Origin of the sequence: Streptomyces sp. Ru73, from assembly GCF_002920575.1 — a bacterium.
Taxonomy (GTDB): Bacteria; Actinomycetota; Actinomycetes; order Streptomycetales; family Streptomycetaceae; genus Streptomyces.
Genome location: NZ_PQSQ01000092.1, coordinates 16,022 through 31,060, shown reverse-complemented (window position 1 = coordinate 31,060; position 15,039 = coordinate 16,022). Strand labels below are relative to the sequence as shown.

The 15,039-nt window shown below is 73.6% G+C and carries 13 protein-coding genes; 6 read left to right on the top strand and 7 right to left on the bottom strand.

Annotated elements, in window-relative coordinates:
- Positions 1–299 precede the first annotated feature (299 nt).
- A complete protein-coding gene (locus tag C3486_RS29460) occupies positions 300–1,082 on the bottom strand; it encodes an N-acetyltransferase (RefSeq protein ID WP_107501232.1) in 783 nt (260 codons plus the stop codon).
- A gap of 293 nt (positions 1,083–1,375) precedes the next feature.
- Entirely contained in the window at positions 1,376–1,951 is a 576-nt protein-coding gene (locus C3486_RS29455; RefSeq protein ID WP_103835823.1) for a TerD family protein, read from the bottom strand.
- Positions 1,952–2,183: 232 nt separating this feature from the next.
- Here C3486_RS29455 and arfB point away from each other — a divergent pair, with 232 nt between their 5' ends.
- Positions 2,184–2,621, top strand: coding sequence for an alternative ribosome rescue aminoacyl-tRNA hydrolase ArfB (arfB, locus tag C3486_RS29450; protein WP_103835822.1), 438 nt, complete (start codon positions 2,184–2,186; stop codon positions 2,619–2,621).
- A 65-nt stretch (positions 2,622–2,686) separates the two neighbouring features.
- On the opposite strand, the gene C3486_RS29445 is transcribed toward arfB, so the two are convergent.
- Entirely contained in the window at positions 2,687–3,355 is a 669-nt protein-coding gene (locus tag C3486_RS29445) for a flavin reductase family protein (protein ID WP_258053056.1), read from the bottom strand.
- Between the two features lie 608 nt (positions 3,356–3,963).
- Here C3486_RS29445 and cdgB point away from each other — a divergent pair.
- Together cdgB and C3486_RS29425 are read left to right on the top strand one after the other, a co-directional pair.
- Positions 3,964–5,628: a diguanylate cyclase CdgB gene (cdgB, locus tag C3486_RS29435; RefSeq protein ID WP_103835821.1), complete on the top strand. Its 1,665-nt coding sequence runs from the start codon at positions 3,964–3,966 to the stop codon at positions 5,626–5,628.
- A 399-nt stretch (positions 5,629–6,027) separates the two neighbouring features.
- Positions 6,028–6,978, top strand: a complete 951-nt coding sequence (locus C3486_RS29425; protein WP_103835820.1) for a CBM35 domain-containing protein — start codon at positions 6,028–6,030, stop codon at positions 6,976–6,978.
- Between the two features lie 118 nt (positions 6,979–7,096).
- Here C3486_RS29425 and pfkB read toward each other — a convergent pair whose 3' ends face one another.
- From pfkB to C3486_RS29410, 3 genes are all read right to left on the bottom strand, one after another.
- Entirely contained in the window at positions 7,097–8,026 is a 930-nt protein-coding gene (gene pfkB, locus C3486_RS29420; protein ID WP_103835819.1) for a 1-phosphofructokinase, read from the bottom strand.
- A 186-nt stretch (positions 8,027–8,212) separates the two neighbouring features.
- Positions 8,213–9,367, bottom strand: coding sequence for an N-acetylglucosamine-6-phosphate deacetylase (nagA, locus tag C3486_RS29415; protein ID WP_103835818.1), 1,155 nt, complete (start codon positions 9,365–9,367; stop codon positions 8,213–8,215).
- Complete coding sequence (locus C3486_RS29410) at positions 9,367–10,332, bottom strand: ROK family protein (protein ID WP_103835817.1); 966 nt, start codon at positions 10,330–10,332, stop codon at positions 9,367–9,369. The genes nagA and C3486_RS29410 overlap by 1 nt, the downstream gene beginning before the upstream one ends.
- Positions 10,333–10,755: 423 nt before the next feature.
- Between C3486_RS29410 and C3486_RS29405 the strand changes: the two genes are divergently transcribed.
- From C3486_RS29405 to otsB, 3 genes are all read left to right on the top strand, one after another.
- Complete coding sequence (locus C3486_RS29405; protein ID WP_103835816.1) at positions 10,756–11,979, top strand: extracellular solute-binding protein; 1,224 nt, start codon at positions 10,756–10,758, stop codon at positions 11,977–11,979.
- A 76-nt stretch (positions 11,980–12,055) separates the two neighbouring features.
- Positions 12,056–12,301, top strand: coding sequence for a DUF3263 domain-containing protein (locus tag C3486_RS29400; RefSeq protein WP_258053055.1), 246 nt, complete (start codon positions 12,056–12,058; stop codon positions 12,299–12,301).
- An 87-nt stretch (positions 12,302–12,388) separates the two neighbouring features.
- Positions 12,389–13,264 (top strand): trehalose-phosphatase, encoded by an 876-nt coding sequence (otsB, locus tag C3486_RS29395; RefSeq protein ID WP_103835815.1) that lies wholly within the window; start codon positions 12,389–12,391, stop codon positions 13,262–13,264.
- A 150-nt stretch (positions 13,265–13,414) separates the two neighbouring features.
- Here the strand turns inward: otsB and C3486_RS29390 are convergent, their stop codons facing one another.
- Positions 13,415–14,896, bottom strand: coding sequence for a trehalose-6-phosphate synthase (locus C3486_RS29390; RefSeq protein ID WP_103835814.1), 1,482 nt, complete (start codon positions 14,894–14,896; stop codon positions 13,415–13,417).
- Positions 14,897–15,039: the final 143 nt, after the last annotated feature.

Here is a 15,039-nt window from a genome sequence, read left to right as displayed (position 1 = left end):
CTCGGCGGAAGCGCCGGTGGATGCGGGCGCGGCTGAGGGGGCGAGGCCCGTGCCGCGGGCGGCTCGCGTCGAAGCCGCCTGAGATTCCGTCCGGAGCGCCCGGCCGCGCCTGCTGCGCCCGGCCGTGCCCGTTGCGCCCGGCCGTGCCCGCTGCGCCCGGCCGTGCCCGCTGCGCCCGGCCGTGCCCGCTGCGCCCGGCCGTGCCCGCTGCGCCCGGCCGTGCCCGCCACGCTTGCCGCGCCGCCACGACCCGCCACGCCCGCCGCGCCTGCCGGGACCTCGCTTGGCCGTAGGGCGTTCTAGCTGTTGGCGTTGTTGGCGTTGTTGGCGTTGTTGGCGTTGTCGGCGTCTCGGTCCGCGGTCGTGAGGTCCTTGTGGAGGACCGTGCACGGGCGGCCCATCGCGTGGTCCGTGCGGTGGTCGATGGCGCGGTAGCCGAGGACGGACCAGAAGAGGAGCGCGTCGGGGTTGCTGTCCAGGACGGCGAGGCGTACGCCGTCGTGGCCGGACGCGCGCAACCAGTCCTCGACGGCTGTCGCCAGGCGGCTGCCCCGGCCGGAACGGTGCAGCGTCCCATGGACCAGGAGCAGGCCGATCCAGGGGTACGGGTCGATCGGGTCCGGGTGTTCGGTGAGGGTGATGGCCAGGCCCGTCAGGCGCTCGGGGTGCTGCGGAGCGTCCGGGGCCTGTGCCCCTGCCCCGTGGGCGGAAGGATCGCTTGGTTCGCGGGCCAGGAGGACCTCGGCTGCCGGGTGGGTCAGCTCGGCGTTGAGGCTGGAGGCGACCTCGTCGCGGTGGAGGGCGTACGGGTCGGGGAAGTCGCCGGTGCGGGCGAAGAACTCGGCGTTGGAGGCGTAGAGGTCGGTCAGCTCATCGAGGAGCGGGTCCGGCAGCCGGCCGTCGTTCTCGGCGAGCAGGGTGCTCAGCGGTTGCAGGGCCGGGGGCGGTGGTGGGTCCCGGCGCGCGTCCGGTGAGCTGTGCGGGGACGCTGGGGACTCCGGGCACCCCGGGGGCTCCGGGCACTGCGGGGACTTCGGGGGCTCCGGGGACTCTTCCTGGTGTGGGTGGCTCGTACCGGTCATGGCCGCATGGTGGTCGGTCGGGCCGCTCGGCGCGAGGGAATTGCGTGCGGGGGGTGAGAAGTGAGGCGCGGGTGGAGGGGAGCGCCGTGAGCCGCGGCGGGCGGGAGGAACGGCGAAGGCCGCCTGGTCCGCGGGGTGCGGGCAGGCGGCCTTCGTCCGGCGTGGCCTCAGCCGTGGCCGTGTGTATGCAGATAGGGCCTCAGCCGTAGCCCTGGCCGTATGCGCTCAAGCCACGACTCCGGCCGCAGCCCGCCGCCGGGCGGGCAGCGACGCGGCCGTCGCATGGGCGTCGGTCAGACGTTGACGCCGAAGTCCTGGGCGATGCCGACCAGGCCCGAGGCGTAGCCCTGGCCGACCGCGCGGAACTTCCACTCGGCGCCGTTGCGGTAGAGCTCGCCGAAGACCATCGCGGTCTCGGTCGCGGCGTCCTCGCTGAGGTCGTAGCGGGCGATCTCGGTGCCGCCGGCCTGGTTCACGATGCGGATGAAGGCGTTGCGCACCTGGCCGAAGTTCTGGCTGCGGTTCTCCGCGTCGTAGATGGAGACCGGGAAGACGATCTTCTCGACGTCGGCGGGCAGTGCGGCGAGGTTGACGTTGATCTGCTCGTCGTCGCCCTCGCCCTGGCCGGTGAGGTTGTCACCGGTGTGCACGATGGACTGGTCGGGCGTGGCCTTGTTGTTGAAGAACACGAAGTGCTGGTCGGAGTAGACCTTGCCGTTCGCGTTGACCGCGATCGCGCTCGCGTCGAGGTCGAAGTCCGTGCCGGTGGTGGTGCGGACGTCCCAGCCGAGGCCGACCGTGACGGCGGTCAGGCCCGGGGCCTCCTTGGTGAGGGAGACGTTGCCGCCCTTGGACAGGCTTACAGCCATGGAAGTCCCTTTCCTTCTCGACTCGTCGAATCGCCGGGCTCCGTACTGCGGACGAAGCTACCGTCACCCTTCACAACGTCGGCCGACGACCAGGAGGTTCCAGCTATCTTTACTTTCTTTGCCAAGTCCTGATGCGGTCCGTCGCGGCTGCCCTTCGGCCGGGGGCCCGGCCAGGGGTTCCACCAGCGAAATGCGGGTGACGGATCGGGGGTGGGCGCGGGATCATGGGGGCATGTCCGGGCCCTATGTCATCCGCGGTTCGGTCGTCCTCCCGGAGGCGGAGCTCGTCTGGCGCTTCTCGCGGTCGTCCGGGCCGGGCGGCCAGCACGTCAACACCTCCGACAGTCAGGTGGAGCTGCGCTTCGACCTGGCCGGCACGGAGGCGCTGCCCGAGGTGTGGAAGGAGCGCGCCCTGCAGCGGCTGGGGGAGCGCGGGCGGCTGCTGGACGGCGGGATCGTGTCCGTACGGGCGTCCGAGCACCGCTCGCAGTGGCGGAACCGCGAGACGGCCGCGGTCCGGCTGGCCTCCCTGCTGGCGGAGGCGTCCGCGCCGCCGCCGAAGCCGCGCCGGAAGACGCGGATTCCGCGGGGGATCAATGAGCGCAGGCTGCGGGAGAAGAAGCAGCGCGGTGAGACGAAGCGGGGGCGTTCGGGGCGGGACTGGCACTGAGGCCCGCCGGCCGGCGCGCGGCATGAGGAGTCGTGGGTCGCCCGTTGCCCGCCCCCGGGCGCCGGTTACGCCAGCTTCCGGTAGCGCCCGCGGAAGTACGTCAGCGGGTCGCGTTCCACGTTCGGGGTGTGGGCCGTGAGTACGCGGCCGATGGTGAGGGTGTGGTCGCCGGCCACGACGCGCTGTTCCGTACGGCACTCCATCGTGGCGAGCGCGCCCTTCACGAGTGCGGCCCCGGTCTTCTCGCCCCGTACGTGCGGGACGCTCGCGAAGAGGAGGCGGTCGCTGAGGCGCCCCTTCATGGAGAACTGGCCGGCGATGTTGCGCTGGCTCTCCGTCAGGACCGAGACCGCCCACAGGGGCTGTCGCTCCAGGATGTCGTCCATCCGGGACTCGTTGCGGACGCTGACCATGACCAGCGGCGGATCCAGCGAGACGGACATGAACGCGGTGGCCGTCATCCCCGCGTCCTCGCCGGTCGGGACTTCCAGGTCGGCGCCCGCGGCACCGACGCCCCCGTCGCCGGGACCGCCCCCGTTGGCGGATCCGCCCCCGTGGCCGGATCCGTCCCCGTCGACGACCGGGTCGTCCTCCGGGTCGAGGGCGGTGATCAGTACGACTCCGGCGGCGAGCCGGGACAGGGCAGCACGGAACTCGTCGGCACTCACCCCACCAGCATGCGGGATCAGCTCCGGGACCGAGTCGTTCTGCTCGGCGGCCGAGTCGCCCGACACCGTGGCCGAGTCGTCCCGCCCCGCGGCCGAGCCGTTCCCGTCCGCCCGGGAGCCGTCCAGACCGTCCCCCTCCGCCCGGAAGCCGTTCCCGTCCGCCCGGCGGGCCCCCGGTACGGCAGCGGCGCCGGCCTCGATGGCCCCACCAGCACCGGCGCCCCCTCCCGCCCCGGCAGAATCGTTCCTGTCCGCACGCACCCCACTGTCGGCCCCGGACCCGGGGCCGGAATCGGGGCCCGAGCCGGTGCCCGTCGGGCCGGTGTGTGCGTCGGTGAGGGAGGCAGGGTTGTTCGTGAACACGCCATGAACGCTAAACCGGGCCCCGGGCAGCTCGCATCGGGCCCTGGGACCAGCCGCGTCCTAGGTCTGTCGACGGAGGCGGCCGGGCGGCGGAATTTGCGTTCAGGAAGTTTATGGAGGCGTTCGAGGGGTGCCCGGAGAGGACCGGTAACTCCACGGCGCGTCATGTGACTTGAGTCACAGCGCGCGGTAATTGTTGACCCTGTGTACCGAGTGAACAGCTCACTGTGATTCAGTGGCCGTGGCAATCGGACGACTAGAGGATGACAAGAAGCCTGGAGTTGCTGTCGAGGTCTCGGGGAGAGCGAGCGATGGAGACCGAGTCGGAGCCATACGTCCGTCTTGCGACCCTGCGGCAGCTGCACCAAGTGGTCGCCGACCTGAACACCGCACGCAGCCTTGCGGACACCCTGCAGGCCGTCGCCGACGGCGCGGTCAACGGGCTGGGCTACGAGCTCGCGGCGGTCAACCTCGTACGGCCGGACGGCGACCTCGTAGTGGCCGCCGTCGCAGGCAGCGCGGGCGCTGAGGCCCTGCTGGCCGGCCGGATCGGCTCCAAGGACTCCTGGGAGCGCCGGCTGAACATGGGCGAGCGCTGGGGCGACCTGCGCTTCATACCGCACACCGAGGGCTGGGTGCTGGACGACGACGACGTCCCGCAGTGGCACGCCGCCGGGCCGACGCCGCGCCATCCCCACGAGTGGCACCCGATGGACCGGCTCTTCGCGCCGATGTACTCCGCCCCCTCGGGCGGCGGCGAGCTGCTCGGCGTCATTTCCGTCGACCGGCCGCGCAACGGGCGCCGGCCGGGCGCCTGGGGCCGCGAGGCGCTCCAGATGTTCGCTTTCCAGGCCGCGATTGCGATCAGTAATGCCCGCCTTCGGGCAAACATGCAGCGTGCGCTGGTCCGTCTGGAGCGCGAGCAGCAGGCGCTGCGGGCGAGCGAGGAAAGCTTCCGGCAGGCCTTCGAGTACGCACCGAGCGGCATGGCCATCGCCGAGATGGGCGGCGACCAGCACGGGCGGCTGCTGCGCGCGAACGACGCGCTGTGCCGGCTGCTGGGGCGCCCGGCGTCCGTGATGCGCCGGTACTCCTTCGCCGACCTGGTGCACCCGGAGGACGTCGGGACGCTGCTGCGGACCTCCGCCGAGGGCGGGCGGGCCGAGCTGCGGCTGGCGCGCCGGGACGGTTCGTACGTCTGGGTGAGCCTGCGCAACAGCGTCGTCGCCGACACCGCCGACGGCCCGCGCTTCCTGCTCACGCACGTCGAGGACATCGAGGAGCGCAAGCGGCACGAGCTGCAGCTCGCGCACCGCGCCAGCCACGACTCGCTGACCGGCCTGCCCAACGCCGCCGAGCTGCGGACCCGGCTCAGCGCCCGGCTGTGCTCGCGGCCGCCGGGCGCTGACGAGGCGGACGCGTTCGCCTCGGCGGTCGTGGGGGACGAGGACGGGCACGGCTTCCTGCCGGACGGCGCCGGCGACGGGTTCGAGGGCTTCCACCTGGCCCGTACGGGGCCGGTGTACGACAGTCATGTGCACGCGGTCGCGCCGTCGGACGGGCCCGAGGACGACGGGGCCAAGGGGCTGGCCGTCCTCTTCTGCGACCTGGACGGCTTCAAGTCGATCAACGACCGGTTCGGGCACCACACCGGTGACGCGGTGCTCATCGAGGTGGCCCGGCGGCTGACCAACGGCGTACGGGACGGGGACACGGTGGCCCGGCTCGGCGGTGACGAGTTCGTCGTGCTCGCGGACGGGCTGGGCAAGGCGGACGCCGAGGACCTGGCCGTACGGCTGCGGAACGCGATCATCCCGCCGATCCGGGTGGACGGCCGGGCCGTGCGGGTCGGCGCCAGCTTCGGCATCGGCTGGGCGGGCTGCGGGATGTCGGCCGAGGAGGTCCTGCAATCCGCCGACCAGCGGATGTACGTCGAGAAGCGGTCCCGCTCGAAGGCGAACCGGCGGGTGAGCTGAGGGCCGGGGCCGGCCCGCGGCCCCGCGCGCGGGGCGGTGGTGACCGGCCGCCCAGGGGCGCGCACCGGCCCGCCCCGCCGCCCCGCACCCCGGTCCGCCCGCTCACGCCCCGGCCCCGGGCGCCTCTTCCCGCCCTCTCCCGGCCATGTGTCCGAAGACACCTTCCGGGGGCGGGCCGTCGTCCGCAGGGCGCTGACCGCTGCGGACCCCGGTGAACGCCCGCCGTTCACCGTCCTGTAGTGATCTTGTGGCCGTACGGAACCGGCGTACGCCGCTCCGCACCGGGTAGGCTGCGCCGATGCGGCGCTGGCCGCCGGGGGCCTTTCAAGCATGCAGACATCAGCATGTAGACATCAGCACGTAGACATCGTTTGCAAGACCGCTGGGGAGTGACGCGGAATGACGGCCGGTAGTAACGGCACGGACACGCCGGAGAACGACGATCCGTTCGGCTACCTCTACCGCTCGGAGGGCGGCGAGGCGGGCGCGCAGGGTACGTCGGGCGCCGGCGCGGCGGTGCGGCAGCCGGGCGTCCCCAGAAGGTCCTACAACCAGGTGCGCGCCGTCGGTGAGCGGCAGTACGGGCAGCAGCAGTACGGCCAGCAGGCGCCGCAGCAGCAGGCGTACGGCCGGCAGAACGCGCACTACGCGGCGCCCGAGACGCTGCCCGGCGGCGGACAGCGCGCCGCGGGGCACGGCGCGCACGGCGCCGGCGGCTCCGACCAGGGCCCGCGCCGCAACCGCAACGGCCTGCTCATCGGCGCCATCGCCGTGGTGGCCGTGGTCTGCGTCGGCATCGGCGTCGCGATGGTCTCCAACAGCGACGAGGGCAAGAACGACCAGGCCGGCGGCACCGGCGCGTCCGCGAGCGAGAGCGCCGAGCCGAGCAGCAAGCCGTCCGACAAGCCGGCCGAGGCCGACCTGCCCAAGGCCGACGCGGGCAGCCTGCGCCTGGACGGCACAGCGACCACCGCCAAGGACATCCCGGGCGCCCGCTCGTCCGGCGGCCTCTACGTCACTGGCATGAACACGCCGGGCGCCGCCGCGACGTGGCAGCTGGACGTGCCCAAGGACGGCCAGTACACGATCTTCGTGGGGTACGGCGTGCCCGGCAAGGACGCCGACGCCACCCTGTCGATCAACGGCAAGGCCCGCGACTCGAGCCTCAACATGAAGAACTTCGCGGGGGCCAAGGAAGGCGACTGGGAGAAGGGCTGGACCCGGACCTACGCCTACGCGCAGCTGAACAAGGGCACCAACACGATCAAGATCTCCTGCGAGCAGGGGAACCAGTGCGACTTCAACCTGGACCAGGTCTGGCTCAAGGCGGGCCAGGTCACCCAGCCGTAGCGGCGGCGGCCGCGACCGGGACCACCAGTCCGCGGCCGATACCGCAGGCCGAAGCCGGGACCGCCGGCCGACAAGCCACCGGAACCGCAGGCCGGAGCCGCCGCCCGGAACCCCCGGCTCAGGCCGCCGCGGGCCCGTCCGTCACGGTGACCTCGGCCAGCATCTCCTCGTACGTGGCGCGGTCGAACTCGCCGGCTCCCTCGGCCCGTACCGTCGCGGCCGACAGGGCCACGGCGCGGGCCAGCCGGTCCGGCCAGGAGAGCCCTTCCACCAGGCCGGACAGCAGCCCGGCCACCGCCGAGTCGCCGGCGCCCGTGGGGTTGCCCGCGAGCCGCCGCGGCGGCGCGGCCTGCCAGGAGCCGTCGGCGGTCACCGCGAGCATGCCGTCGGCGCCGAGCGAGGCCGCGACCGTGTGCGCGCCCCGGCGGCGCGCGTCCCGCGCGGCACGCAGCGGCTCGTTGTGGCCGGTCAGCGCGGCCAGCTCGTCCGCGTTGGGCTTGGCGAGGTCGGGCCGGGCCGCGAGGCCGCGGCGCAGCGGTTCGCCGCTGGTGTCGAGGAGGACGGGGACGCCGGCCGCGCGGGCCGTACGGGTGAGGCGCGCGTACACGTCCACGGGCACGCCGGGCGGCAGGCTGCCGCAGAGGGCCACCGCCTGTGCGTCGTCGAGGAGTTCGCGGTACCGGGTGAGGAAGGCGTCCCACTCGGCGGGGGAGACGGTCGGGCCCGGCTCGTTGAGCTGGGTGGTGTCGCCGCCGGCGGTGTCCACGACGGCGACGGTGCGCCGGGTGGCGGCGCCGATCGGCACCAGCGCGTCGGTGACGCCGGTCTCCTGGGCGAGCATGGCGCGCAGCGCTTCGCCGGTGCCGCCGCCGGCGAAACCGGTGGCGACGGTGGCGTGGCCCAGGGCGGCGAGCACCCGGGCGACGTTCAGGCCCTTGCCGCCGGGGCGTTCGGACACCTCGGTCACCCGATTGGTGCCGCGCGGGCGGAGCCGCGGTACCCGGTAGGTGATGTCGAGTGCGGCGTTCAGCGTGACCGTGAGGATCATGGTTCCCCCTCCCGCGCAGTGGTCGGACGGCCGCTCGGGACGGCCGTGGACGGACGAGTGCGCGAGCGATCATGCCATCGCTGACGGCAGTTGGCACAGGGCACGGTGACCGCCGGGGCCGCGGATCCGGATCAATCGGCCCAGCCCGGACGGGGTGCCCGCCCGGACCGCGTCCGCACCCAGGACTTACCCCGCCTGCGGCGGCCGTACCACCCACTCACCCCGGCGCATGACCCCCACCAGGTCGTACGCCGCGTCCAGCACCACCAGGTCGGCGTCCTTGCCGGGCTCGATGGAGCCGGTCCGGTCGTCGATACCGAGCAGCCGGGCCGGGTTCGCCGAGAGCGCCTGGACGGCCTGCTCGATGCCGATGCCGTCGATCGTGACGGCGCGCTTGAAGGCGAGGTCGAGGGTGAGTGTGGAGCCCGCGATCGAGCCGGCGGTGGGGCCGTCGGCGATGCGCGCGACGCCGTCCCTGACCTGCACCTGCATGGGCCCGAGCGGGTACATGCCGTCGCTCATGCCGGCCGCGCCCATGGCGTCCGTGATGAACGCGACGCGCTCGGCGCCCGCGTGACGGAACGCCAGCTCCAGCACGGAGGGGTGCAGATGGGTGCCGTCGTTGATCAGCTCGACGGTGATCCGCTCGTCCTCCAGGAGCGCCGCGATGGGCCCGGGGGTGCGGTGGTTCAGGCCGGGCATGGCGTTGAAGAGGTGGGTGGCGACGGTGGCGCCCGCCTCGATGGCCTCGCGGGTCGCGTCGTACGAGGAGTCGGTGTGGCCGATGGCCGCGATGACGCCGGACTCGGCCAGCAGGCGTACGGAGTCCAGGCCGCCGGGCAGCTCGGGCGCGAGGGTCATCATCTTCGCCGTGCCGCGGGCCGCGTCGACCAGCTTGCGGACGTCCGCCGGGTCCGGGTCGCGCAGCAGTTCGGGCTGGTGGGCGCCGCAGCGGTGGGCCGAGATGAACGGGCCCTCGAAGTGGATGCCGGCCAGCTCGCCCTGCTCGACCAGCTCGGACAGGACGGCCGCCTGCCGGGCCAGGTCGGCCAGGTCGCCGGTGACGGTGGAGGCGGCCATGGAGGTGGTGCCGTGGCGGCGGTGGGTGTCGGCGACCTTCAGGCACTCCTCGGGGTCGGCGGAGGAGAAGGAGCCGCCGCCCCCGCCGTGCACGTGCATGTCCACGAAGCCGGGCACGATCAGGTGACCCGACAGGTCGACGGTGGTGCCGGCCGCGGGGCCCACGGCGAGGGACGACCCGTCCACCGTGAGGGTGAGATCGTCGACGACGCCGGCGGGCAGCGCCACCCGGGCGCCGCTGAGGATGGTTCGGTCCGCCATCAGGCAGTTACCTCCGTGGAGAGAAGATCCCAGGCCAGCAGTCCTGCGCCCAGGCAGCCGGCGGCGTCCCCGAGCGCCGCCGGAACGATCGAGGGGAGCGGCTGGAACGTAACCCGCCGCCGGACCGCGTCCCGCAGAGGCGCGAACAGCGTGTCGCCCGCCTCGGCGAGCCCGCCGCCGATGATCAGGGTGCGCGGATCGAGCAGGGTGAGGCAGGTGACCAGGCCGTCGGCGAGCGCGTCGACCGCCTCCTGCCAGACGGCGCGGGCGCGCGGATCGCCGGACTCGACGGCCTTGGCGGCGTCGGCGGCGGTGGCGTCCGGGTCGCCGCAGGCCGCGGCCCAGGCCCGGCCGACGGCGGCGGCCGAGGCCAGCGTCTCCAGGCAGCCGCGCCGGCCGCAGCCGCAGGGCGGGCCGTCGGGGCGCACGACGATGTGCCCGATCTCGCCCGCGCTGCCGTGCGCCCCGGCCTCGACCCGTCCGTCGATGCCGATGGCGGCCGCGATGCCGGTGCCGAGCGGCAGGAAGACGAACCGGTCGGCGCCCCGGCCCGCGCCGATGCGGCCCTCGGCGAGCCCACCGGTGCGCACGTCGTGGCCGAGCGCCACGGGGACGCCGGCGAGCCGCTCCGAGAGCAGGCGGCGCAGCGGGACGTCCCGCCAGCCGAGGTTGGCGGCGTACACGGCGATGCCGCCGGCCTCGTCGATGATGCCGGGGACGGCGACGCCGGCGGCCGCAGCGGGCACGCCGTACCGCCGGGCGCCCAGCTCGCGCAGTTCGGCGGCGAAGCCGAGGATCGTCTCGATCACCGCCTCGGGGCCGCGTGCGCGCTCCGTGGGACGGCGGGCCTCGTGCAGCAGTACGGGGGGCCGGGCGGGCGTGCCGTCGGCCGGCGTCTCCTCCGTACCGACGAGTGCGGCCTTGATCCCGGTGCCGCCCACATCGAGCGCGATGACATGTCTCACGCGGGCCAGTCTCCCGCGAAGGGCGCCGAGAGGTCTAGTCCAGTTGCGGTCCTGGCGGGTGCCGGCCGCACGGGGGAGCCGTTCGGGCTGGGTACGCGGGGAGTTGGGCGGCGGTTCGCCGGGGCGTCGCCGCGCGGCCGGCGTGCGGTCGGTGTACGGCATGGTTACCGGCCGGTTACTCCGGGTGCCGAGGGAGGCTTCCGTTCCGGATCACGATGCGGAATGGAGACCTTGGGTGGTGTAGACCTTGTGAGGGTGTGCGGGGGAGACTCGCAGCTCATGCGTGCGGCTGAGGGTGACCCCCCAGGCTGCGGCGCGTCCCGGGAACGTACGGCACATCTGGACTCAAAGGGTGGAAAAGGGCACGTAATGGCAGTACAGCGACGCTACAAGAGCCTGGCGGCAGCGGGTATCGCGACGGCCATGACATTGACCCTGGCGTCCTGCTCCGGCGGGCCCGTCGGCGACGACGACGTCACCCTGAAGCTGGTCGCCGCCGACTACGGCGACAGCGCCGCCAACTCCAGCAAGCACTACTGGGACGACGTGGTGCGGGCCTTCGAGGCGAAGAACCCGCACATCAAGGTCGACGTCGACGTCTACAGCTGGAAGGACGTCGACAAGGAGGTCGAGAAGCGGGTCAAGGCCGGCAACGCCCCGGACATGGCGCAGATCGGCGCCTACGCCGACTACGCGGCGGAGGGCAAGCTCTACAGCGCCGACGACCTGCTCTCCATCAGCACCCAGGCGGACTTCACCCCCGCTCTGGCCGAGGCGGGCGAGTACCACCGCGTCCAGTACGGGCTGCCCTTCGGGGCCAGCACCCGCCGCCTCTTCTACAACAAGAAGCTCTTCGCGCAGGCCGGCATCGCCAGCCCGCCGAAGTCCTGGTCGGACATCAAGCAGGACGCGCAGCTCCTGAAGGACGCGGGCGTGAAGACGCCGTTCGCGCTGCCGCTCGGCCCCGAGGAGACCCAGGCCGAGACGATGATCTGGATGCTGAGCGGGGGCGGCGGCTACACCGACTCCATCGGCAAGTACACCATCGACTCGCGGCAGAACGTCCGTACGTTCAAGTGGATCAAGGACAACCTCGTCGCGCCGGGGCTGACCGGCGGTGACCCGGCGAAGCTCAACCGGCAGACCGGCTTCAACGAATTCGCGAGCGGCGAGGTGGGCATGCTCAACGGCCACCCCACCCTGATGCAGCAGGCCAAGGCCAAGGGCGTCGACTACGGCACCGTCGCGCTGCCCGGCATCAACGGCCCCGCCAAGTCCACCATGGGCGTCGCCGACTGGATGATGGGCTTCAAGCAGAACGGGCACCGCGCGCAGATCGGGAAGTTCCTCGACTTCGTCTACGACAAGGGCAACGTCCTGAAGTTCTCCGGCGACTACGGCCTGCTGCCGGTCACCGTCTCCGCCTCCCAGGAGATGCTCGCCGACGACAAGTACAAGAAGCTGCACGGCTTCCTGCAGCAGCTGCCCGACGCGGAGTTCTACCCCGCCGACAAGACCTCCTGGCCCCTCGTCAGCAAGACCATCAAGGCGAAGATGGGCGAGGCGGTCGGCAGCGGCGGCGACCCGCAGACGGTCCTCACCGACATCGAGAACACCGCGAACGAGGCGGACAGCTCGACCCGGTGACGCCGGCGGGCGCGGACGCCGCGCGCCCGCCCGGGTGATCAGTAGGGATGTCGTACCGCGGGGCTATCGTGGGCGTGTGGTGTCCGAATCGCCGTCCGACCGGCTCTCAGCGCGCGACGAGGCCGTGCTCGCCGTGGAGCGTCGCTCCTGGGCGGGCCCCGGCGCCAAGGAGCGCGCCATACGCGAGCGGCTCGGCATCTCGCCGACCCGCTACTACCAGCTGCTCAACGCCCTCCTGGACGATCCCCGCGCGCTGGCCCACGACCCGGTGACCATCAACCGCCTGCGGCGAGTACGAGAAGACCGCCGGGCCCGCCGTTGAGGTCCCCCGGGGGCCGCGCCGGTTTGTCCCCGCGGGATCGTCCGTGCGGTCTCCGCTCGGCGCTTCCCACCGGTTAGGCTCCGTCCCATGGGCAGCCCTGAGAACCTCCTCGTGCGGCCGGAAACCGAAGCGGGCCGCGCGGGCCTGGCCACCCTCCTCGCCCGGCCCGCCGAATCCGTCGTCGCGCTCGACTTCGACGGCACCCTCGCCGACATCGTCCCCGACCCCGAACAGGCCCGTGCGCACCCCGGCGTCGTCCGGGCGCTCGCCCGGCTCGCCCCGCTGCTGCGCGCCGTCGTGGTGATCACCGGCCGCCCTGCGGAGACCGCCGTACGGCTCGGCGGCTTCGCCGAGGCGGACGGCCTGGACCACCTCGTCGTCCTCGGGCACTACGGCGCGGAGCGCTGGGAGGCCGCGACCGGCCGGATCGAGGCGCCCGCGCCGCCGCCCGGCGTCGCCGCCGCCACCGCCGAGCTGCCCGGCCTGCTGGCGGACTCCGGCGCCTGGCAGGACGCGCCGGTCGAGGACGCCATCGAGACCAAGGGCGGCCGGGCCGTCGCCGTGCACACCCGCCGCACCGCCGACCCGCAGGGCACGTTCGAACGGCTGCGCGCGCCGCTGGCCGCGCTCGCCGAGCGGCACGGCCTGATCGTCGAGCCGGGCCGCTTCGTCCTGGAGCTGCGTCCGCCCGGCGTCGACAAGGGCGTCGCGCTCACGTCGTACCTGCGCGAGGTGGACGCGGGCGCGGTCCTCTACGCCGGTGACGACCTCGGGGACCTGGCCGCGTACGCCGCCGTCGACACGCTCCGCGCCGAGGGACTGGCCGGCGTGCTGGTGTGCAGCTCCGCGACGGCCGGCGAGGGCGCCGAGGAACTGGCGACCCGCGCCGACCTGGTCGTACCGGGCCCCCAGGGCGTCGTCGAACTGCTGACGGGACTGGCGGAGGCACTGGCGCACTCCTGAGGGCGCGCCCGCAGGGGCGCAGCCCCCAGGGGCGCGGGGAACTGCGCGACCAGCCACGACGGCGGGCCGGCCGGCAACGCACCGCCCGGAGCACCCCGGATTCCGGCCGGCCCCGGCCCCGCAGCGCCCCTCGCGCCCGGAGAACCGGCCTCAGTCCGAGAGCGCCCGCAGCTGGTCCAGGAACCACTGCGCCGGCGGCAGCGCGGTGGCCGCCATCGCCAGCCGCTTCGAGCGGTCGGCCCGCTCCTCAGCGGGCATCGTCAGGGCCTCGTGCAGCGCCTCGGCGGTGCCCCCGATGTCGTACGGATTGACCACCAGCGCGTCGTCCGCCAGCTCGGCGCAGGCCCCGGCCTCCCGGGAGAGCACCAGCGCACAGCCCGCCTCGGACACCACCGGCACCTCCTTCGCGACGAGGTTCATCCCGTCGCGGATGGGGTTGACCAGCGCGACGTCGGCGAGCCGGTAGGCCGCCAGGGAGCGTGCGAAGTCGTCCTTGACGTGCAGCACGACCGGCAGCCAGCCGTCCGTGCCGAACTCGTCGTTGATCTCCCCGGCCAGCCGCGAGACCTCCTCGGTGTACTCCCGGTACACCGCCAGGTCCTGCCGCGACGGGTAGGCGAACGCTATGTGCACCACCCGGCCGCGCCACTCTGGCCGGTCGGTCAGCAGCCGCCGGTACGCCTGCAGCCCGCGCACGATGTTCTTCGACAGCTCCGTACGGTCCACCCGCACGATCGTCCTGCGGGGCGTGCCGTCCTCGCCGGTGCCGATCTGCTCGCGCAGATCCGCCAGCCGCTCGTCGACGTCGGGCTGCCGGGAGCGGTCGCGCAGGAAGTCCGCGTCGGCGCCCAGGCCGTGCACGCCGAGCCGGGTGGTCCGGCCCTCGTACGTGACGCGCAGGCCCGCCTCCCCGTCCCGCGCCACCTCGGCGCCCAGCACAGCGGCGCAGCACTCGGCGAACGCCTCGGCCCAGCGCCGGGTCAGGAACGCGGCACGGTCGCCGCCCAGGATGCCGCGCAGCACCTCGGCCGCCACGTCGTCCGGCAGCAGCCGGAAGTAGTCCGGCGGCGCCCACGGGGTGTGCGAGAAGTGGCCGATGCGCAGGTCGGGGCGGCGTTCGCGGAGCAGCCCCGGCACCAGCGTGAGGTGGTAGTCCTGCACGAGGACGGCGGCACCGGGCGCGGCGGCCTCGGCGAGCGCGTCGGCGAAGGCGGTGTTGTACGCCTCGTACGCCGCCCACTGGCCGCGGAAGTCCGCGTCGAACGACGGCTCCAGGGGTGTCTGGTACAGCAGGTGGTGGACGAACCACAGCACGGAGTTGGCGATGCCGTTGTAGGCGTCGGCGAACACCTCGGCCGGGATGTCCAGCATCCTGACGTGCTGCCCGCCGGTGTCGCCGGGGTCCAGCAGCCCGTCACCGGCGGCGGCCCGCCGGGCCGCCTCCCGGTCGCCGTCGCCGAGCGCGGCACACACCCAGACGGCCCCGGCGTCGGAGCCGATCGCGGACAGGCCGGAGACCAGACCGCCGCCGCCGCGCCGGGAGGTGAGCGTGCCGTCCTCGTCCAGGGCGTAGGAGACCGGACCGCGGTTGGACGCGACGAGAACCTGGGCACCTGAGCTGCTGGAGACCATGCCGATGACCTAACCCGCCACAGATCCGCTCAAACGTACGGCCCGCAGCGCGCCCGCGGGCGCAGCCGCACGTCGGGCGCCGCGCGCGGCCCGCGCCGGGCAGCCGGGCGCCCCGCACGAGCGCGCCCGGCCCCGGTCCGGCC